The sequence below is a fragment of the Amycolatopsis azurea DSM 43854 genome, assembly GCF_001995215.1.
Classification (GTDB): domain Bacteria; phylum Actinomycetota; class Actinomycetes; order Mycobacteriales; family Pseudonocardiaceae; genus Amycolatopsis; species Amycolatopsis azurea.
The window spans coordinates 510813-530351 of sequence record NZ_MUXN01000027.1 but is presented as its reverse complement, the minus strand read 5'-3'; the positions used below and the strand labels follow the sequence as shown (position 1 = coordinate 530351).

The window sequence follows — 19539 nt, the reverse complement described above, 5'->3', positions numbered from 1 at the left end:
CGGACAACCGGGGGAAGCTCACACAGCGTGAGCGGAGGGGTCGGGTCCGAGCCGCTCAGGGGAGGCCGGCCGTCGAGCAGCGCTCGTACCTCGGCCGCCTCGGGCGCGCTTGCTTCGGTATACGCGGCCAATGCGGCTTCGAGATGCCGTCGTGCTTCACCGTCATTTCCCGCGGAACGGTGACATCTGCCCAATCCGTGGTGTGCGCGGGCGTACTCGTGCAGATACCCGAGCCTGCGTGCCAGTGACAGGGCTTCCTCGTAGAGTGCGATCGCCGCGGTGCCGGATTCCGTGTCCGCGAAGTCGTTGAGGGTGGTGACTTCGACGTTCGTGTTCTTGCCGGAGCGGGCGAACTCCAGCGCGCGCCGGAAGTGGGCACTGGCCTCGTCGCCTTGTCCCAGGCCCGCGTAGACGTTGCCCAGGGCGGCCAGTACCGGTGCGCCCAGTCCGGGTGACTGGAGGTCGAGCGCGATCTTCCGGCTTTGGGTCAGGAAGGACAGCGCGGACCGGTGGTCGCCGCTCCAGCTGTGGTTGGTGCCGAGGTTGCAGAGCGCGATCCCTTCGAGCAGGGCATGGCCGGTCCGCCGGGCGGCGTCGAGGGCGAGTTCGTAGTGTGCCCGGGCGGCTCGCCGGTGTCCGCGCAGGTCGTTCACCGAGCCGAGACCGTCGCGCGCCATGCTTTCGAGGAGATCGTCGCGCCGGGCGAGGGCGGTGGACAGGGCCCGGTCGAAGTGACCGGTCGCGTCGCCGTAACGACCGAGCCGGAACAGGGCCATACCGGTGGCATGCGCGGCGAAACCGTGTTCTGTCGTGTCGGGACGGGCCAGTCGCAGCGCGACCGTGTGGAGGGTGAGCGCCTCGTGGTAGTGCGCCCCTACGTACAAGTAGCGCCAGAGCAGCGATGACATGCGGATCACGTGTCCCGCCAGCGCCGGTTCCGGAGAGAGTGTGGCCAGGGCGAGCATGGTGGCGCGTTCGTCGTCCAGCCAGGCGCGGGCGTGGTGATAGTCGGGAAAACGCGGCTGCGGCCCCGAGGACGTTCCGGGCGTCGGCCGAAGGTACGGCTCGTCGGGCGACAGCAGGTCCATGGCCGCCGATCCCCAGCGCAGGTAGTGATCGAACAGCCGGGTCTTCGCCGCCAGGCGGGTGGCCGGGTCGTCGGTCGCGTGGACGAGTTCCACGGCGAAGAGCTTGACGAGGTCGTGCAGGCGGAAGCGGCCGGACGGTGTCTCCTCCAGCAGGTTGGCCGCGCACAGCGCGCGCAGCGGCCGGGAGTCGCCGAACAAGGCGACCGCCGCGGCCTTGGTCGTCTCGCCGTCGGGCAGCAGACCGAGAAGGCGGAACGCGGACGCGCACCGGTCGTCGAGGGAGCGATAGGAACCGGAGAACACGGCACGCAGGCTCGCGGACAGTTCCCCGGTGTCGAGCGCGTCGAGCCGGTTCTCGTGAAGTTCGGCGGCCAGCGCCGACAGCCGCTTGCCGGGCCGGGCGGTGACCCGTGCGGCGACGATCGCGACGGCCAGGGCCAGCCCGCCGCACTGGCGCAGGATCTGCTGTGCCGCTTCGGGTTCCTCGGCCAGGCGGGTCGTGCCCAGCTTCCGCACGAGCAGTTCTCTCGCTTCGTTCTCGTCGAGTGGTCGGAGCGGCAGGGCTTTCGCGGCGTGGGCGGTCAGCAATCCGCCGAGTTCGTGCCTGCTGGTGACGAGAACGGTGCAGACGGGTCCGCCTGGCAGCAGCGGGGTGACGTGGCTGGTGTCCCGGGCGTTGTCGAGCACCACGAGCATTCGGCGCTGGGCCGTCAGGCTCCGGTACAGAGCCGCCTGGGCATCCGGGTCGGCAGGGATCGCCGCCCCGGTGACGCCGAGAGTGTCGAGGAACCCGCGGATGACGCGCTCCGCCGGAACGGGTTCGTGCGTCGGGTCGAAGCCGCGGAGGTCGGCGTAGAGCTGGCCGTCGGGGAATTCGCCGGCGTGGGCGGTGGCCCATCGCACGGCGAGCCAGGTCTTCCCGAGCCCTCCCGCACCGGAAATCACGGCCACGGTCCTGCGGGCGCCGAGCATACGGTCGAGGCTTTTCAGTTCGCTTTCGCGGCCGACGAACGACGTCGGCGCGGCCGGAAGCCGCCGGGGGATCGGCTTTTCGCCGGACTGCCGTTCCCCGGCCAGGATGCGCTCGTGCAGCCGGCGCAGGCGCGGCCCCGGATCGGCCCCCAGCTCCTCGGCCAGGCGGGAGCGGACTTTCTCGTACTGCCGCAGCGCGTCGGCCGGTCGCCCGGCGAGGTGCAACGCCTCGATCCGCTGGGCTTCCCGGCGTTCCTCACCGGCTCCGGCCGGTGGCGGGCCGGCCAGGACGGCGTCGTGATCGCCCAGCCGCAGCCGGAGGTCGTCTCGGTCGAGTGCAGCCGCTTCGCGCTTGCGCTCCAGCTCGTTTCGCACGCTGTCCGCCCACGGCGAAGTCATCTCGGCGAGTGGTTCGCCCCGCCACAACGCCAGCGCCTGGTCGTACAGTTCGAGCGCGGCGTGCTCGTCCGTCGTGCTTTTCGCACGCCCCGACAGGTGCTCGAACAGGTGCACGTCCACCGTCAGCGGGTCGGCCACGAGAACGTATCCACCGTGGTCGTGCTCGAGCGAAACACCGTCCAGCTTCGCCAATGATCCGCGCAGTCTCGACACATACGAGTACAGAGCCGTTTTCGGCCGTCGTGGTGGCCGTTCGCCCCAGACCCGGTCGACCAGCGTGCCGACCGGCACCACGCGCCCGGCCTCGATCAGCAACACCGCCAGAACGTCACGCTGACGCGCGTGTCCGACGTCGACCCGGACCCCGCCGACGACGACCTCGACGGCCCCCAGCACCCGTAGCTCCATCCGCAACCCGCCTTCCCCTCCTCAGACCTAGCGGATCGTCCGAGCCGGGGCAAGCGCTCCAGCCCGATGATTCAGTGCCCCACCTGCTGATTCAAGGGTTCTTCAAGGTCTGCTCCCGGCCCGGCGGTGATCCTGATGGCCGGTACTGGCCGGCTCACTCCGCCGGCGGTGAATTCTTCCGAGGGGAGCGGACATGGTCGCTATCTGGGTGGGGCTCGGCGTTCTCGTTGTGGTCATCGGTATCGCCGTGGTCACCGATCTGCGTGATCGCGGCCGCGGCGGGACCCGGAGGTTCTTGTTGCCGGGCTGGGCGTCCCGGCGCGCGGACTACACGGAGAACGACCTTGTCCACGGGCGTGCCCTGCTGAAGTCGCCGCGCGAGGAGGCCGAGGAACACCGGCGGCAGTATCGTTCCGGCGACGAGTGACGCCCGGCGGATGACAAGCGAAAGGTAAGGGCACTTCGTCATCAGAGTCGGTCTGAACGCTCTTTGACACGGGAACTGTTTCTGTTGGCTTTTCCTGTTCGTCGGTCCCGCTCGACAGTTCCTCGTCGTGTCCGGCGCCGACGGTTTCCGCCCGCTGTCGGAAGAGGAGCGTTCCAGAAACGCGCCCTCCGCGAATCCCGCATTCTCAGCACACAGCTCCAGCACGCCCTCACGTCCCGGATCCACATCGAACAAGCCAAAGGCTTCCTCGTGCACCAGGCCGACATCTCTCTCGATGACGCCTTCCGCCTCCTCCGCGGCTACTCCCGCCGCACCAGCCGACGCCTCGTCGAGGTCGCCCACGACGTCGTGACCAAACAACTCCCAGTCACCGACCTCACCCGGTACGACCCCGACGACGACTGACACAGTTCGCAATCGCCGTGCTTCGGCCACGTCCTGGGCATCGTGCCTTACGCGGCGACGCTCCCCGCCGCCCAGATCCACGTTCGCGGTCGTCCCGGTAGCGAGCCCGCCGTGCGTGGTCAGGACCGGCCCGAGGACACCGGCCAGCGTCGGTGCTCGCTGTCGATGACGAACTCGTGCGCGTGCCGGTGACCTCCGTCGGCCGTGACGGCGTCGGCGACATGGCCGGGGTCGGCGTGCCCGGCGGGGTGGGTGTGCTCGAGAACTACGGGATCGTGCTGCGGCCAGGCGCGCAAGGCGATCACGATCCCGGTGGCGGCCGGCACGGCCAGGACGATCCACGTCGGGGTGAAGCCCGCCTCGGTCGCCACCCAGCCCGCGATCGGATAGGCCGGCAGCCAGCACGCGTGCGAGAGCGAGAACTGGGCCGCGAACACCGCGGCCCGGTCCGTCGCCCGCGACGACCGCCGCAGCACCCGGCCGACCGGGGTCAGGGTGAGGCCGGTGCCCGCGCCGATGACCGCCCAGACGGCCAGCGCCGCGGGCCAGCGCCCACTTCCGCTGTCCACAGTGGACAGCAGGATCGCGCCGGTCATCCCGGCGCCCAGTACCGTGGCGCCGGTCAGCATGACCTCGCGTTCGGCGATCCTGTCCAGCACCTTGGGCAGGACCAGTGCGGAGATGATCGTGCCCACACCGTTGGCGGTGAGCAGCACCGCGACCTCCGCCTGGGATTTCCCGAGAGTGTCGCGCACGTAGTTGACGGTGTTGACCATCACGACCGAACCGACCGCGGCGACCACGAGATTCAGCCCCATGACACCGCGCAGGCGAGGTGTCATGACGAAGATCCGTGCTCCGGCGAAGGTCCGTTCCCAGATTCCCCGCCGCTCGCCGCGGTGGGTGTCCGGGATCCGCGTGGTCAGCACCAGGACGGCCGAGACGACGAAACCGATCGAGGTGCCGGTGAACAGCCAGTGGAAACTGACCAAGCTCAGCACCGCCGCGGCCAGGGCGGGGCTCAGCAGGCTCTCCATCGTCGACGCGAGCTGCGAGGCGGACAACGCTTTCGTGTACTCGCGTTCGTCCGGGAGGATGTCCGGCAGCACGGCCTGGAAGGTCGGGGTGAACGACGCCGACGCCGACTGCAGGATCACGATCAGCACGTAGATCTGCCAGACCTGGTCGATGAACGGCAGCGCCAGCACGACGGCGGCGCGGACCGCGTCGAGGGTGACCAGCATCAGCCGCCGAGGCAACCGGTCGGCGTACGCGGCGGCGACCGGGGCCACGGTCACGTAGGTGACCATCTTGATCGCCAGCGCGGTGCCGAGCACCCCGCCCGCGCTCGGACCGGCCAGCTCGTAGGCCAGCAGGCCGAGCGCGACCGTGGTCAGCCCGGTGCCGACCAGGGCGACCACCTGCGCACCGAACAGGTGCCGGTAATCCCGGTGGGCGAACAGCGACGCCACGGTTCACTCCCTGCGGTCCGGATAGGCTCGGGCGAAGAGCCAGAGCCGATGATGGGTGCTTATGTACGCACATGATGACACGGGTGACCAGTGGGGCGCACTGCCCGACCCCGGGCAGATCGAGATCGCGTCCACCGCGATGCGCATGCTGTCCGATCCGACCCGGATGCGGATGATGTGGCTGCTCAGTGGCACCGAGTACGACGTCAACAGCCTCGCCGCGGCGGTGGACATGGCCAGGCCGGCGGTGTCGCAGCAACTGGCGAAGCTCAAACTCGCCGGGCTCGTGTCGGTCCGCCGCGACGGGCGGCGTGCGCTCTACAGCACCCGCGGCGGGCACGTCCGCCGGTTGCTCACCGAGGCGCTCAACGCGGCCGAGCACCACCTGTACGACCTGCCCGACCACGACTGACGCCCCGACGTGATCTCCGTCGCGCCGTGGGATCCTGCGTGCCGGTGCGGCTCGCAGTACCGTGATCGTCAACGGAAAACAGTGGAGGTCAGCTCATGTTCTGGACCATTGTCGGCTGGATCCTGTTCGGTCTGATCGCCGGCTTCATCGCCCGGGCCTTGGTACCGGGTAAGGACGACATCGGCGTGCTGCGCACCATCGTGCTCGGTGTCGTGGGATCCGTCGTCGGAGGCTTCTTGTTCGGTCTGCTGACCGTCGGTCTCCGCGGTTTTCAGCCCGCAGGGTGGATCGGTTCGATCATCGGCGCGATCATCGTGCTCGTGATCTACAACAAGGTGACCGGCCGGAAGAGCCGCCCTCGCGCTTGACTGTAGACGTCCTTCGCGAGTTCAAGGCGCCGGAATCGCTTCCAGGAGCCAAAGCCGGTCTCGCCGAGCGGTCGGGTGTCTGTCAACGCCAGGTCCGCTCGGGGACACAGGTTCTCGAAATCCTTCCTCAGGTACAGACCGGGTGGCGTGCCGGGTTCGACGACTTCGGGTAGCACCGGTTCCACCACCAGAAGCCTGCCGTGGGACGGCATGGCCGCGCGACAGTGGCGATCGCGCCGAGCTGACCTGATACTCGTCCGCCGATAGGTGGACCTATCCGACCGGCTGTGGTCCGGCCCCGGGCGTCGCTCTCGGTTCAAGACCAGCGCGTGGTGTCTCGTGCTCCGGTTCGCCGGGCCGTCGTCGATACCGGTCGTACTCGGCGCGGATGCGACCCGGGAACGGATTGCCACAGCTTTCGCGTCACGACGTGAGAATCGCTGCCTCTTTTCGAATCGTTCACAGCCAAGAAGCCCCGCCGCGAGCGCATGTCCTGCCATGCTTTCACAGTCGCGGATGTCTCTCATGGCATCGCCGGAACCAAGGAGGACAGCGGTGGGGGAGACCTCGTCGTCCGACAACGAGTTCTGGATCACCCGGTCGCCGGATCGTCGGCTGGCTCGCTGGGTCAGTTTCTATCTGGCCTTCCAGCGAAACACACCCGTGCCGGAAACGCGTACGGTGGCCGCCTTGAACTCGGTCGTGGTGGTCATCGATCTGGACACACCGGTTCGGCATCAAGTGGCCGACCCGCCGCTGGCGGCGATTTCCCCCGTCGTCGGCCTGTCGCACAAGCCGATGTCCTACACGCGGGTGGGCCGGGAGCGAGGAATCGTCATCGAGTTGACCCCGCTGGGCGCACGAGCGCTCTTCGGTCTGCCACTGCGGGAAATAAGTCGTACCAGTGTGGGATTCGACGACCTCTTGGGTCCACGAGCCAGATTTCTCCGGGAAGAGCTACGGGAGGCGCGGGATTCGAATCACCGGTTCCGGATTCTCGACCGGTGGTTGTCGAGCCGGCTTCTGGACGAACCGGAATTGCCTGGGCCGCTCGACCGCAGTTGGCGGAGCCTGACCAGGTCGGGCGGGGTCGTCAAGGTCGGAGACCTCGCAGAGCGGGCCGGCTTGAGCCGGCAACACCTGACCACCCGCTTCCACCGGGAAGTCGGGCTACCGCCGAAAACCGTCGGCCGGATAGCCCGTTGCCACCAAGCCATCCGGCTCCTGACCGGCACGAACCCGCCACCGCTGCCCAGGCTCGCCATCCTGTGCGGCTACACCGATCAGGCGCATCTCAATCGTGACTTCCGCCTGTTGATCGGTGCCACCCCGACAGCGTTGCTGCGACCCGGAAGTGCGACCGATCTCTACCTCGGCAGCCTCATCAGCCTGCGCCCCACCCCGCTGACCGGCACAAGGCTGGAAGCAGGATGTCCCCTTTTCTAGCCCGAGCCACAGCCGGCGGTCATCCACGTCCCGGCCCGTCCGGGATCAGGCTCAACCGCGCCAGCATGGTGAGCTGACATTCTTCCAATATCGGAATTGGATTCATGGCTAGCCTTGGGCTCCCGTATTCGGTGACTCGAAAGGAAACCCATGCCCTTCAAGGCACGAATTCGCTCCCTCCTGCTCGCTGTCGGTATCGGCTGCGGTGTCGCACTGGTTCCCGTCGGTATCGCCCTCGCCGATGGCGGCCAGCCTGTGGCCCAGATCGCCGGCCCCGCGGGCTCTCCCAAGGCGGAAGCTCGGGTGCTGAGTACCGCCGAGGCATCGTCTCCGAGACGGGCCTGCAACACGACGGTCGAGCAGCCCGGCGGCATTAACACCACGATTTATGTGTACTACAACAACTGCGGCACGATTCGCCTCCTTCTCACTCCCAACAGCCGGGCCGTCGCATTCGACGGCTCTTACACCTACGTCGGGTCCTGTGCCGCGGTCCCGGGTGGGACCATCGTCCGCTGGACGGTAAGCCCGAGCCAGTTCCCGCCGGTGGCGACCAACAACTGGGGACTCACGAACTGCGTGTGACGGTTCGAATCTCCGTCGGCGAAGAGGTGCTCCACGTGTCGAATGCGCGCGGAGCACCTTTCCGTGGCTGTCCGCCCACACCGGTTCAGGGCCTGTGGGTGCCAAGCCTGCGCGGCCGAACCGCACTCACTTACAGTTGGTAGACGGAGTGCCATGAGACCGCGCGATCTGTGAGACGACCGCGACGTGGATCACCCTGCTGTCAGGTGTTTGTCTGAAACGCCGGGCCTCGCGTGAAGATCGTGTCAACGCCCTCAGGTTTCCACGGCGGGGAACCCCAGCCTGGGCGGCGTGAGTATCACTCTTTCGCGCAGTGCGCCCGTCGACCGGACGGAGCGGCATCGGCTTTCGGTGGTCGGCGGGCTGGCCGCCTTGTCCCTCGACGCGATGGCGTCCGTTGCCTACGGCCCGGAGGCGATCGTGATCGTGCTGGCCGTCGCGGGCGGCGCCGGGCTCGGCTTCACGGTGCCGGTCACTCTCGCCATCGCGCTGCTGCTCGGTGTATTGACCCTGTCGTACCGGCAGGTGATCGCGGCGTTCCCGGACGGCGGCGGCGCGTACGGGGTCAGCCGTGCCTACCTCGGCAGGCGCGCCTCGCTGGTCGCCGCGGCGTCGCTGATCGTCGACTACGTGCTCAACGTCGCCGTCTCGGTGGCCGCCGGGGTGGCCGCGCTGACGTCGGCGTTCCCCGAACTGCTGCCGTACACGATCTGGCTCTGTCTCGCCGTCCTGGCGCTGGTCACGGCCGTGAACCTGCGTGGTATCGCGGAAAGCGCCCGCGTGTTCATCGCGCCGACCGTCGTCTACGTCGGCGCGATCCTGATCGTCGTGGTGGCCGGGCTGATCCGGGCCGAACCGGCGGCCGCGATCGCCGCGCCCGCACAGGCACAGCACCTGCAGACCGTCGGAATCCTGCTGCTGCTCAAGGCTTTCGCCAACGGCTGTGCCGCACTGACCGGGGTGGAGGCCATCGCCAACGCCGTGCCTTCGTTCCGCAAGCCGAGGGCGCGGCGCGCGCAGCGGGCCGAGATCGCGCTGGGCGCGTTGCTCGCGGTGATGCTGCTGGGGATCGCGGCACTGATCGAAAAGTTCTCGATCCACCCGGTCGACGGCGTGACGGTGCTGTCACAGGTCACCACCGCGGCGCTGGGCGACGGTTTAGGCTTCTACGTCGTCCAGTTCTCCACGGTGCTGCTGCTCGCTCTGGCCGCCAACACCTCGTTCGGCGGGCTGCCGGTGCTCGCGCAGTTGCTGGCCAAGCACAACAACCTGCCGCACGTGTTCGCGCTGCGCGCCGAACGCCAGGTGTTCCGCTACGGCGTCGGCTTCCTCACGATCACCTCCGCGATCTTGCTGATCGTCTCCGACGGCGACATGAACACCCTGGTGCCGCTGTTCGCGATCGGCGTGTTCGTCGGGTTCACGTTGTCGCAGTTCGGCATGGTCAGGCACTGGCGTAAGCATCGTCCTGACGGCTGGGCGGGAAAAGCCGCGCTGAACGGCTTCGGCGCGCTCCTCACCGCGAGTGCCGCGATCGTGGTCACGGCGACGAAATTCGGCGAAGGCGGGTGGCTGATCGTGGTCACGCTGCCGCTGCTGGTGCTGATCATGGAGTGGGTGAACCGCAGCTACGACCGTATCGGCCATCGCCTCGAACTCGGCAGGACACCCACGCCGCCACGGCCGTCGCGTTCGGTCGTCGTGGTTCCGGTCCACACCGTCTCACGGTTGACCCGTGACGCGCTGGCGGCGGCGCTGTCGCTCGGCGACCGGGTCGAGGCCGTGCACGTCACCCACCCCGACGAAGAGAGTTCGACACGGGATTTCGTCGAGGCGTGGGAAAAGTGGCACCCCGAGGTGCGCCTGGTGCAGCTCTGCGACGAACGCCGCCGCCTCGGCGAGCCCTTGGTCGAGCACCTGACCTCGGTACGGGATCAGCATGTGTTCGTGCTGATCGCCGAGGTCGAACCGGAGCGCTGGTGGCAACGGGTCCTGCAGAACCAGCGTGGCGCCGTGCTGGCCAGGGCGTTGCGGCGCCGCTCCGGCGCCGTGATCTGCCGTATGCGGTTCCGCCTCGGCGATCACTGAGATCCCGAAAAGGGGGCCGGGACGGGTGATCCCGGCCCCCGCTCGTCAGGCCTGGTGCTTGTCGAACAGGGTCAGGCGTTCGCTGTAGGTCCACAGTTTCCGGACGCTGTCGGGATCGACGGCGGCGGACGCCGCTTTGGCGGGCAGGCGACCGTCGTAGTAGCCGCCGTTGAGGACCTTGGCGCCGGGGTCGGCCAGCCGGGCGACCGGCTCGGCTCCTTCGACGACCGGCCGGCCCCGGTAGCTGTAGCAGGGAAGCATGCCGGTCGCGATGATGCCGGGATGGACGCTGACCGCCTCGCGCACTTTCGGCCTCAGCTCGCTGAGTGCGGTGGTCATCATCGTGAGGGCGAGTTTCGACTGCGCGTAGGCCGCACCGCGGTTGTAGCGGCGTTTCCAGTTGATGTCGTTCCAGTTGATCCGCCCGCCGCGGTGCAGCGAGGAGGACACGTTCACCACGCGGCCGACCTCGGAGCGGCTCAGTGCGTCTTCGAGTAGCCGGGTCAGCAGGTATGGGGCCAGGTAGTTGACCTGGAAGGTTCGTTCGTGCCCGTCCTTGGTGATCACGCGGCCGTGGGTGCCGGTGGTTCCGGCGTTGTTGACCAGGACGTCCAGGAAGGGGAAGAGTTCGGCGACTTCCACGGCCAGGTCGATGACTTGGCGCAGGTCGGTGAAATCGGCGACGGCGGGCTGGAACCGGCGGGCGTCGACACCCGAGCCGAGCAGCCGCTGGTAGGACTCTTCGCCTTCTTCCCGGGTGCGGGCGTGCACGATCACTGTGCACTGCTTGGCGGCGAGCAGGCGTGCGGTTTCGTAACCGATGCCTTCGGAGGTGCCGGTCAGCAGGATTGTGGGGCTTTCGTTCATGTTCCATCCACAAAGGACTCAAGGGCGCGATCGGCGCCAGGGGCCGGATATCGGTGGCCGCCCGATGAATCGCCGAGAGCCGGCGGTATCACCGACCGGCACCGGATGAGGCGGCCGGTCGTCGTGACGCACGCCCCACGCGTGCCCGCGAACGCCACCTTCGCCCATGGTTCCCAGCAAATCCCGCCGGAATCCTGGTGGCAACATCCGGCGATGGGGTTTTACGGTTTCCTTCCGTCTCGTCCGGCCGTATCGGTGCCGCGTCCGGGGCGCTGGTGGTGGGGCGGTTCCGAGGGTGTTCGGAAGCGACGTGTCAGTGCCGTGTCAGGGCGGTGACAGCACCGGCGGCGAGTGTGGCCGCATGACGAAGAACGGGTTTCCGTGACGCAGGCCTTGCGGACTCACTAGTTAGCGCTACTATGTACCGGTACCCAGTGTTGTTAAGTAGTGCGAGGTGGCCCGTGGGCAAGCAGATGACGGAAATGCTCAAGGGGGTGCTGGAGGGCTTCGTCCTGGCGATCCTGTCCGGCAGGCCCGCGTACGGCTACGAGATCACTGCGTGGCTGCGGGATCAGGGTTTCGCGGACATCGCCGAGGGCACCGTCTACGCGCTGCTGGTCAGGTTCGAACGACGGGGGCTGGTGGACGTGGAGAAGGTCCCGTCGGAGAAGGGCCCGCCGCGCAAGGTGTACACGCTCAACGTGCAGGGACGGCAATACCTCGAAGAGTTCTGGAGGACCTGGGGCTTCCTGGCAGAACGCTTGGAACAGCTCCGCGAAGGAGGAAAATGACCATGTCGGACACAGAAGAAGGTGGCTTCGTCTCGAAGTTCCTCACCCTCGTGATCGGTGACAAGCGGCGCTGGCGGCAGTACAAGGCACGGGTGAAGCAGTTGCCGCCGGACTATCGCGCGGCGGTCGAGGGGATCGAGCGGTACCTGATGCATTTCGGGCCGATGGACGGTGACAACTCGGCGTCGCTGTTCGAGGACGTCGCCGATCTGTTCGAGCGGGCCGCGGCGGACGGCACACCGATCCGCGAGATCGTCGGCAGCGACCCCGTGGAGTTCGTCGAAGAGCTGATCCGCAACTACGACAAGGGCGGGTACGTCGCCCGGGAACGGGAACGACTGAACAGCGCCATCAGCCGCGCCGCCGGAGAAGGAAACGGGGCCGTCTGATGACGACACGGCAAATTCACGTACGAGACCTGGAGAAGTCCTACGGAAAGCTCCACGTGTTGCGAGGAGTCGACTTCGAGGTGGAGCGGGGCAGCATCTTCGCCCTCCTCGGCTCCAACGGCGCCGGCAAGACCACGGTCGTGCGAATCCTGTCCACGTTGCTCAAGGCGGACGCGGGGACGGCGAGCATCGGCGGATTCGATGTCGTCACGCAGGCGGCGGAGGTGCGGGAGTCCATCAGCCTCACCGGGCAGTTCGCGGCCGTCGACGAAATCCTGAGCGGCCGGGAGAACCTCGTGCTCGTCGCCAAACTGCGGCATCTGAAGCGGCCGGGCGAGATCGCCGACGATCTGCTGCGGCGTTTCTCGCTGACCGACGCGGCCGCGCGGAAGGTGTCGACGTACTCGGGGGGAATGCGCCGCCGTCTGGACATCGCGATGAGCCTCATCGGGAATCCGCCGGTGATCTTCCTGGACGAGCCGACCACCGGCCTCGACCCGCAGGCGCGCGTCGAGGTGTGGGAGGCGGTCAAGGAACTCGCCGGACAGGGCACGACGGTGCTGCTCACCACCCAGTATCTGGAGGAGGCCGAGCAACTCGCCGACCGGATCGCGATCCTCCACGAGGGCCGGATCATCGTGAACGGCACCCTCGCCGAACTCAAGAAGCTGCTGCCGCCCGCGAAGGTCGAGTACGTCGAGAAACAACCCTCGCTGGAAGACGTCTTCTTCGCCATCGTCGGTGCCGACCGCAAGGGCGGCACCGTCCACACGGAACGATAGGAAACGACCATGACCACCCATGTCCTCGGCGACACCACTGTCCTTACCGGACGGTCCCTGCGCCACATCGCGCGCAGCCCGGACACGATCATCACCACGGCCATCATGCCGGTCGCCATGATGCTGATGTTCGTCTACGTCTTCGGCGGCGCGATCAACACCGGGTCAGGCTCGTATGTGAACTACATGCTGCCCGGGATCCTGCTGATCACGATCGCGTCCGGAGTCGCCTACACCTCGCTCCGCCTTTTCAATGACATGAAGGGCGGGATCTTCGAACGCTTCCAATCCCTCCCGATCGCACGATCCGGTGTGCTGTGGGCGCATGTGCTGACCTCGATGGTCGCGAACCTGATCTCGCTCGTGGTCGTCGTGGGCGTCGCCTTGCTCATGGGGTTCCGCTCGAGTGCCGGAGTGCTCGACTGGCTGGCGGTCACCGGCATCCTGCTCCTGTTCACCCTCGCGTTGACCTGGATCGCCGTGATCGCCGGCCTCACCGCGAAATCGGCCGAAGGCGGAAGCGCCTTCTCCTACCCGCTGATCTTCCTGCCGTTCCTCAGTTCCGCCTTCGTGCCCACCGGCACCATGCCCGGACCGGTGCGCTGGTTCGCCGAACACCAGCCGGTGACCTCCATCGTCAACACCATCCGCAACCTGCTCGCCGAGCAACCGATCGGCACCGACATCTGGACCGCCCTCGCCTGGTGCGCCGGCATCCTCGTCGTCGCCTACGTCTTCGCCGCGGTCGCCTACCGCCGCAAGATCTCTTAGCCGCTCACTCCCTCCGGTCCGGGAGGGAGCGCGGCAGGAGCCGAACGGCATGCTCGGGCGAGACAAGGACATGGCCGCCGTGGCCGGCTTGGTGCGTTCGCCCGGAGGCTGAGCAACGAGTCGTCTGCCCTCGGCACACCGGAAACGTGGTCACCAGCGCTAGGTCTTCCGCTTGAAGGTGAATGTCAGCCCGCCCTTGCCTGCCAGTTCGCCCCCGGTGCCCAGCAGCGACAGGTGACCCTTCGCGCTGATCTCGACTGCCACCTGGATCTGGTCGAGCGCGAACCCTTTCTGCGGCTCCGGGGCTTTGTCGATGACGGCCTGCATCGCCTCCAGAAATCCGGCGACCCTGGCCTGCAGTACTTCGATCTTGACGCTCTCTCTGCCGTAGGCGAAGTCGTTGGCGCGCCGGAACAGCGAGCGGTCCTCATCGTCTTCGAGTCCGAACACGCGGATGCTGTCATCCGCTGTCGTTTCGTCGGGCATCTGCCCCCGCCTTTCCTTCCGCGGTGCGGAGATCGGTGTTGCCATAGGCCACATATGCGAGGCCGAGCGGATTGAGAAAGGAGGTGAGCAGCCGCTCCCGGGCCAGGTGCACGGATTGGCCGAACGGCTTTTCGTCCAGCAGAAGACCTCGGTAGAACTCCTCGGAGAACGCGGCCGCGAAGTCGTCCGGGATGGCTATCTCGGAGCCTAGGAAGCCGCGGTTGCCGTTGCCGAGGAAGAGCTTGGGGAACCCGATCGAGGTCATCGCGTCCACCATCGAGCCGCCGCAGGCGTTGAGCACCACCAGCGGCATGTCCTGTGGGCGGCGCTGTTCCGGCGAGGCGAGGCTGACCATGCGCTGCGCGAGATCGCGCAGGGTCACGCGAAGATCGCTGCCTCCGCCGCGGAGCTGGAGCTCGTACTTGAGCGGGCTGGTCCGCGTGCTCGTGTAGCAGTGACAGGCGAAATGCTCGAGTGCGGGCGCGGTATCGGGACATTCTGCCGCATCGGGGTCGAAGAGCCGCTGGGCGAACTCGTCCGCATCAAGCGGGCCCGACGGGAGAGGGCCGAGGATGGCGGCCTTGGCCGCCGCTTCGGAGGTGAGCCAGGCGAGTTCGGCTTTGGCGCCTTTCAACCCGTCGTGCTGGAGGTAGCGGATGCGCAGTTTGCCGTCGGTGGTGGTCGCCAGCACCGGGTTCTCGTCATGGACGGGCAGTTTCAGTCGGCGCCGGACCACGCAGGAGAAGCCGATGAACGCACGCAGCTTCTTCACGAAGTCGTCGCCGTCGGCGATTTCGCGGTCGCACCCGTTCATGTCGAGCAGGGGCAGGAATTCCAGCGGCAGCAACTGTTTTTCGTCACCGAGACACTCGATCACCGGCAGGTACGCTCGGTTGCGCCATGCCGGAAGTGCCTTCTCCCAGAAGATCTGCAGTGCGCGAATCTCCTCGGCTTCGTGCCCGAACAAGAGGAAGATCATCGTCCTGCCGGTTTCGCCGAGTATCTCCGCCAGCTCCTGGAGATGCCGCGGATCGCCTGTCCCATGCAGATCGGGCTGCGCCCGTTTGAGCGCGGTCAGACCATCATTGAGTTCCTTCCTGGCTTCACCGATGGCGGAGTCCTCCAGAACATGAGTGAAATCCAGCACGCCGCGAAGTGCGGACTTGCACGTGATGCGCGTTCCGCCGGGGGCTGCGGCGATCCGGATGGTCACGGCGGCGCCTCGGCAGGTGTTCATCGGCCGCCCTCGGGCCGGGCCGCGACGGCGAGCACCACCGACTGGATCAGCCTGCCCGCCTGATAGAGCTGGAGCCACGCTTCATGCTCTCCGGCTTCTTGCACATCCAATGCCAACGCGAACTGGGCTTCACCCCGCACCGGGAACACCCGTATCGAATGCCGATGCGGCGAGGGGGACAGCGTCGCGCTGTCGACCACGATGTCGAACGGGACCTGATGCGAGGTGGTGCCCTCCTCGATGTTGACGGGTTCGAGGATGAACAGGGCTTCGCCGTCCTTGCCGCGCTCCGGGCCCGCCTGTCGAGCACGCTGGTCGGCGAACACGGAGACGGCCAGCAGGACGACGGAGCCCGCGACAGCGACGATCCTGCCGTCTTCGGCCAGCACTGGTTTGTTCTCCGCTGGGTGCACGGCCAGGAACCCGGTGAAGTTCGCGAGCGCTGGGCCGGTCATGGCGGTCGTCATCGACTCGTCGACCGAGGTACGGAGCTGCGAGCCGAGTATGTCGATCTTCTCGTCCAGCCGGGTCTGCAGGTCGGGGACCACCTGCCGGACGACCTCGCCGGAGATGCGGTCGAGCTCGTTCGTGCCGATGTCGAGCAGGGAGATGTCCTGCAGCAGCTCCTGCTGGCGGCGGGCCGCGCGGGTGAGCTGTTCGTCGACCTTGGCGACGATCGCCGTGCTCAGCTCGTCCCGGATCGAGTCGACGGCGGCCGGTTGAAGCGCGGGCACCGAGGCCTCGTCCCATTCGATCACCTGGTTGCCGACGAAGTCCTGAGGTCGGCCGATCAGCCGGTCACCCAACAGCACGAATTCGGCCTGGCTACGGGGACGCGGCAGGTGGAGCGCGCGGACCAGGTCGAAACGGTAGACACCGAACGCGGCGGCGCGAGCATCGCAGGCGCGGGTGACCTGGACCCGTCCGGCGCACACCGCCCAGACACAGGTGAGCGCGGCGACCGCGACGGTCAGCAGCTTCGTGCTGACCGGCAGCGGGCTCAACGCGAACGTCACCACAGCACCCAGCGCCGCCGCCGCTCCGAGCCGGGATAACGAGATCCACCACTCCAGCCGTTCGGTCCGGCGCAGGATCGGCGCGGGTAGCACCGCCGTGAGCCGGGACCAGACCGCGGCGAGCACGACGCCGTGCACACGGGTGACTTCGGTGGCGACCATGGTGGCCGTCCTCGGGGCGAACGGCCGCGTGATCGCGCGAGTCCGGGCCAGGTCTTCGGTCAGCGAATCCTCGGGCCACCGCCCCATTGCCTCAAACCGGTGACGTTCTTCCTCGTACTCTCGACGCTCCCATTCCCTGCGCGCGTATTCGCGTTCCCAGTATGGGTCGTTCGAGTCCGGCGGAAACTCGTGGTCACGGGAAGGCTCCAGGTGACCTCGAAGTCGGCTTTTGAGCGATTCCGCGGCCCGATACTGGTTCGCGAGTGTTCCGACAGTGGGCCGGAATAGTCTCATGGCAGCGGACTGGCCCACAATTTGGCAGCCTGACAACAGCAGCAACGACAAGATCGCCCCGGAAAGCGTCGAACCGGCCAGTGTCAGAGCCAGCGCGGAAATCGCGACGGCGACCGCGAGGCCGAGCACCTGGATCGGCACGGGTAGCGACGCGCCAGGCCCTGGAATGTCGTTTCCTCGCGGAATGGCCCTGATCACCTCCCAGATCACGTCGCGGAAGACCACGCCCGTTCCTGCCAGTAGCAGGACCGCGCCACCTGCGAGCAGCCACCAGCCGGACGCGGTGCGGCCCGCGGAGAACTGGGTGATGGTCAGGTCGGTGTAACCGATGAGTGCCGCCGCGCCCGTACCCACGCCCACTGTGGCGAGCAGTCGCAGCAGCGGATCGTCGATCTCGAATTCGAAGTAAAGGTAAGAGATTCCGATCGCCAGTACGGCGGCGACGATCGTGATCCAGGCGAACCAAGTATCGCCCGCCATGAACTCGATGGCGACGATGGCCACGATAATCTCTGGCAGAACGATCGCGAGAGCCGTGTATCCGGCGATGCGGAGCAGGCGCCGCCACTTCGACCGTGCTTGGATCATCGGCACATTATCGAGAAACGAACTTTGGCTAGACAGGGCCAAACGGGTCGTTGCCTATTGCTGCTCGATATCGGTGCGGGAAAACGTGATATCGAAAAGGTCGGAAAAAGGTGGACCTGAGCGGTTGTAGGACCGGCCCTGTACGCCCTGTACTTGCCGATAAATGCATCCGTGCAGTTCAAGGGAATCGGTGGTGACCGCTCGTCGTCCGGCACGTTCGCGTCTCGTGCTGGTTCGCTTCGTCCATCTCGCCGTTGTCCCGACATCATCGTCGCTACGGTCAACCGCTCCGGCTGACGCCGACCCTGTCCAGGTAATCCCGCACGGCAGTCCTGCTCGCGCCGGGTGCGCGCAGCGCGAGGTAGCCGTCAGGCCGCACAAGGACGAGGGTGTCTCCGGTGACGCCGTACGCGGTCCGCGCGTGCCCCTCGATGTCCACCAGATCGGCACCGCTGCCCGGCGCGCCGACCGGCACCGGCTTGACGAGTCCACGGTAGGCGGTGCCGACGTCCCGCAGCGGACCGGCGCAGGACTCGCCGAAGCCGAGCAGGGTGAAATGCGGGCCGCGGAAGGCGTCGAACAGCCGCCGTGGTGCGCCGGAGCTGTCCACGCAGGGCGCGTCGGGGGCACGATCACCGGCGCGTGGCCCATTCCCGGCGTCGCCGTCGACGGACAGCGAGCTGGCCGGGTAACCGAGCCCGAGCTGCTGGCCGTCCGGGGGCGCGCCGTCCGCGATGTCCGTGCTGCCACCGTTGACGAACCGCTCCGCGACCCTGCGCAGCCCGTCGGCACTCACGCCGAGCGTCCACGCGGCGACCGGGAGCCGCTCCTCCTGGTAGCTGTCCAGCAGCGACTCCCGCGCGCCGGAACACACCATGGCGAGCTTCCAGCCGAGGTTGTACGCGTCCTGGATGCCGGTGTTCATGCCGAGGCCGCCGGCCGGCGGGTGCACGTGCGCCGCGTCGCCGGCCAGCAACACCCGGCCCACCCTGAACCGGTCGGTCATCCGCACGTTCACCCGGTACGTGGACAGCCAGCTTGCCTTCGAGAGCCGGATGCCGTGCCCGCCGGCGAGATCGTCCACGATCCGCTGGAAGTACGGCAGCGAGGGTTCGGGGAGGCTGCCCTCCGCGCCGAAGTCGCTGAACGGTACGGCCTGCAGTTGCCAGGACCGCTCGTGGCGGAACGGGCACAGGGCCAGGAACCCGCGCCGGCGGACGGTCCACTGGTACCAGGCGTCCGGTTCGAGCCCGTCGAGCTCGACGTCCCCGAGCAGCATGGCCTGCTCCCCGGTCTCGCCCTCGAAGCGCACGCCGAGTGCCTTGCGCACGGTGCTGCGGCCGCCGTCGCAGCCGACCAGGTAACGCGCGGCCACCCGCTCGCCGGTGTCCAGCACCGCATGCACACCGTTCGCGGACTGGCTGAACTCGGCGAGGCCTGCGGCCAGTTCCACCCGCACGCCGTTCTCGGCGAGCCGCGCGCGCAGGATCCGCTCGATCCGCCACTGCGGGATCAGCAGCCCGCCGTCGTAGGGCCGATCCGGTGTGGGTGCCCGCTGGGCGTGCGGGTCGGCCTCGGCGACCAGGTCGCCGTCGAGGTACCGCCGGTGTGGCAGGTGCCGGAACCCGTAGTGCAGCACCTCGTCGGCGACACCGAGGTCGTCCAGCACCTCCTGGGTGCGTGCGGTGAGCCCCTTGCCGCGCGAACCGGGGAAGTGCTCGCCGGCTCGGTCGACGATGCGCACGTCGACGCCCCGGCGGGCCAGTTCGATGGCCAGCGTGAGCCCGGTGGGGCCGGCGCCCGCGATCAGGACGTCGGTCACCGGTCACCGTCCTGGCGCACTGCCGGCGCCGATGCGGCTTGCATGTTCGCCATGACACCCTCCCTGATCCTGTGCGGTCACTGAGTCGATCGGCGGTGACGCTAGCCGGTTTCCGGGCAGGATGTCCTGGTGCTGGAGGTGTAGACGGGGTGGATATCCGCCTGGGAAATCTCCACCGCGTTTCCTACCGCTAACCGACGACACACCCGGGGTGGTGTTCGTAGCGTCGTCGTCAACGGTTAT

The 19539-nt window shown here is 67.6% G+C and carries 18 protein-coding genes; 11 read left to right on the top strand and 7 right to left on the bottom strand.

Translation table 11 applies throughout. The annotated features are described in order from the left end of the window. Positions 1–2867: AfsR/SARP family transcriptional regulator (locus tag B0293_RS37290; RefSeq protein ID WP_077241489.1), on the bottom strand; the 2867-nt coding region annotated here is incomplete at its 3' end. Between the two features lie 193 nt (positions 2868–3060). On the opposite strand from B0293_RS37290, the gene B0293_RS37285 reads away from it, so the two are divergent. Together B0293_RS37285 and B0293_RS44755 are read left to right on the top strand one after the other, a co-directional pair. Beyond that, entirely contained in the window at positions 3061–3294 is a 234-nt protein-coding gene (locus B0293_RS37285; RefSeq protein ID WP_039915602.1) for a hypothetical protein, read from the top strand. A 63-nt stretch (positions 3295–3357) separates the two neighbouring features. Further along, the gene (locus tag B0293_RS44755; protein WP_077241484.1) at positions 3358–3720 is read left to right on the top strand and encodes an ANTAR domain-containing protein; all 363 of its coding nucleotides are present in this window, start codon (positions 3358–3360) and stop codon (positions 3718–3720) included. 119 nt (positions 3721–3839) lie between these two features. Here B0293_RS44755 and B0293_RS37275 read toward each other — a convergent pair whose 3' ends face one another. Beyond that, positions 3840–5192, bottom strand: coding sequence for an MFS transporter (locus B0293_RS37275; RefSeq protein ID WP_005151454.1), 1353 nt, complete (start codon positions 5190–5192; stop codon positions 3840–3842). A gap of 61 nt (positions 5193–5253) precedes the next feature. On the opposite strand from B0293_RS37275, the gene B0293_RS37270 reads away from it, so the two are divergent. From B0293_RS37270 to B0293_RS37250, 5 genes are all read left to right on the top strand, one after another. Beyond that, the gene (locus B0293_RS37270; protein ID WP_005151455.1) at positions 5254–5604 is read left to right on the top strand and encodes an ArsR/SmtB family transcription factor; all 351 of its coding nucleotides are present in this window, start codon (positions 5254–5256) and stop codon (positions 5602–5604) included. A gap of 95 nt (positions 5605–5699) precedes the next feature. Then, positions 5700–5972: a GlsB/YeaQ/YmgE family stress response membrane protein gene (locus B0293_RS37265; protein ID WP_005151457.1), complete on the top strand. Its 273-nt coding sequence runs from the start codon at positions 5700–5702 to the stop codon at positions 5970–5972. 555 nt (positions 5973–6527) lie between these two features. Next, positions 6528–7418, top strand: coding sequence for a helix-turn-helix domain-containing protein (locus B0293_RS37260; RefSeq protein ID WP_005151459.1), 891 nt, complete (start codon positions 6528–6530; stop codon positions 7416–7418). Positions 7419–7568: 150 nt separating this feature from the next. After that, positions 7569–8003 (top strand): hypothetical protein, encoded by a 435-nt coding sequence (locus tag B0293_RS37255; RefSeq protein ID WP_039915606.1) that lies wholly within the window; start codon positions 7569–7571, stop codon positions 8001–8003. Between the two features lie 291 nt (positions 8004–8294). Then, positions 8295–10091 carry an APC family permease gene (locus B0293_RS37250; protein WP_005151461.1) on the top strand — a complete coding sequence of 599 codons (1797 nt, stop codon included), beginning with the start codon at positions 8295–8297 and terminating at the stop codon, positions 10089–10091. Positions 10092–10136: 45 nt separating this feature from the next. Here B0293_RS37250 and B0293_RS37245 read toward each other — a convergent pair whose 3' ends face one another. Next, positions 10137–10958: an SDR family NAD(P)-dependent oxidoreductase gene (locus B0293_RS37245; RefSeq protein WP_005151462.1), complete on the bottom strand. Its 822-nt coding sequence runs from the start codon at positions 10956–10958 to the stop codon at positions 10137–10139. 461 nt (positions 10959–11419) lie between these two features. On the opposite strand from B0293_RS37245, the gene B0293_RS37240 reads away from it, so the two are divergent. Genes B0293_RS37240 through B0293_RS37225 form a run of 4 tightly spaced genes read left to right on the top strand, consistent with a single transcriptional unit; the run spans position 11420 to position 13691 of the window. After that, the gene (locus B0293_RS37240; protein WP_005151466.1) at positions 11420–11749 is read left to right on the top strand and encodes a PadR family transcriptional regulator; all 330 of its coding nucleotides are present in this window, start codon (positions 11420–11422) and stop codon (positions 11747–11749) included. A 2-nt stretch (positions 11750–11751) separates the two neighbouring features. Beyond that, a complete protein-coding gene (locus tag B0293_RS37235; protein ID WP_039915609.1) occupies positions 11752–12138 on the top strand; it encodes a DUF1048 domain-containing protein in 387 nt (128 codons plus the stop codon). Then, positions 12138–12920 carry an ABC transporter ATP-binding protein gene (locus B0293_RS37230; protein ID WP_005151469.1) on the top strand — a complete coding sequence of 261 codons (783 nt, stop codon included), beginning with the start codon at positions 12138–12140 and terminating at the stop codon, positions 12918–12920. The genes B0293_RS37235 and B0293_RS37230 overlap by 1 nt, the downstream gene beginning before the upstream one ends. 9 nt (positions 12921–12929) lie before the next feature. Then, positions 12930–13691, top strand: a complete 762-nt coding sequence (locus B0293_RS37225; RefSeq protein WP_005151470.1) for an ABC transporter permease — start codon at positions 12930–12932, stop codon at positions 13689–13691. A gap of 159 nt (positions 13692–13850) precedes the next feature. Here B0293_RS37225 and B0293_RS37220 read toward each other — a convergent pair whose 3' ends face one another. The 4 genes from B0293_RS37220 to B0293_RS37205 form a co-directional block, all read right to left on the bottom strand. Continuing rightward, positions 13851–14177, bottom strand: a complete 327-nt coding sequence (locus B0293_RS37220; protein ID WP_052014285.1) for a Pepco domain-containing protein — start codon at positions 14175–14177, stop codon at positions 13851–13853. Further along, positions 14152–15390: a CHAT domain-containing protein gene (locus tag B0293_RS37215; protein ID WP_005151472.1), complete on the bottom strand. Its 1239-nt coding sequence runs from the start codon at positions 15388–15390 to the stop codon at positions 14152–14154. Before B0293_RS37215 ends, B0293_RS37220 begins: the two co-directional genes overlap by 26 nt. A gap of 20 nt (positions 15391–15410) precedes the next feature. Beyond that, a complete protein-coding gene (locus B0293_RS37210) occupies positions 15411–17474 on the bottom strand; it encodes a hypothetical protein (RefSeq protein ID WP_005151476.1) in 2064 nt (687 codons plus the stop codon). Positions 17475–17754: 280 nt separating this feature from the next. After that, positions 17755–19296, bottom strand: coding sequence for an FAD-dependent oxidoreductase (locus B0293_RS37205; RefSeq protein ID WP_005151479.1), 1542 nt, complete (start codon positions 19294–19296; stop codon positions 17755–17757). Between the last annotated feature and the right edge of the window lie 243 nt (positions 19297–19539).

Bases quoted from the DNA above. Each gene is read 5' to 3' on its own strand.
- B0293_RS37285 (WP_039915602.1), top strand. From the start codon at position 3,061: ATGGTCGCTATCTGGGTGGGGCTCGGCGTTCTCGTTGTGGTCATCGGT.
- B0293_RS37270 (WP_005151455.1), top strand. From the start codon at position 5,254: ATGTACGCACATGATGACACGGGTGACCAGTGGGGCGCACTGCCCGAC.
- B0293_RS37265 (WP_005151457.1), top strand. From the start codon at position 5,700: ATGTTCTGGACCATTGTCGGCTGGATCCTGTTCGGTCTGATCGCCGGC.
- B0293_RS37255 (WP_039915606.1), top strand. From the start codon at position 7,569: ATGCCCTTCAAGGCACGAATTCGCTCCCTCCTGCTCGCTGTCGGTATC.
- B0293_RS37245 (WP_005151462.1), bottom strand. From the start codon at position 10,958: ATGAACGAAAGCCCCACAATCCTGCTGACCGGCACCTCCGAAGGCATC.
- B0293_RS37235 (WP_039915609.1), top strand. From the start codon at position 11,752: ATGTCGGACACAGAAGAAGGTGGCTTCGTCTCGAAGTTCCTCACCCTC.
- B0293_RS37230 (WP_005151469.1), top strand. From the start codon at position 12,138: ATGACGACACGGCAAATTCACGTACGAGACCTGGAGAAGTCCTACGGA.
- B0293_RS37225 (WP_005151470.1), top strand. From the start codon at position 12,930: ATGACCACCCATGTCCTCGGCGACACCACTGTCCTTACCGGACGGTCC.
- B0293_RS37220 (WP_052014285.1), bottom strand. From the start codon at position 14,177: ATGCCCGACGAAACGACAGCGGATGACAGCATCCGCGTGTTCGGACTC.
- B0293_RS37210 (WP_005151476.1), bottom strand. From the start codon at position 17,474: ATGATCCAAGCACGGTCGAAGTGGCGGCGCCTGCTCCGCATCGCCGGA.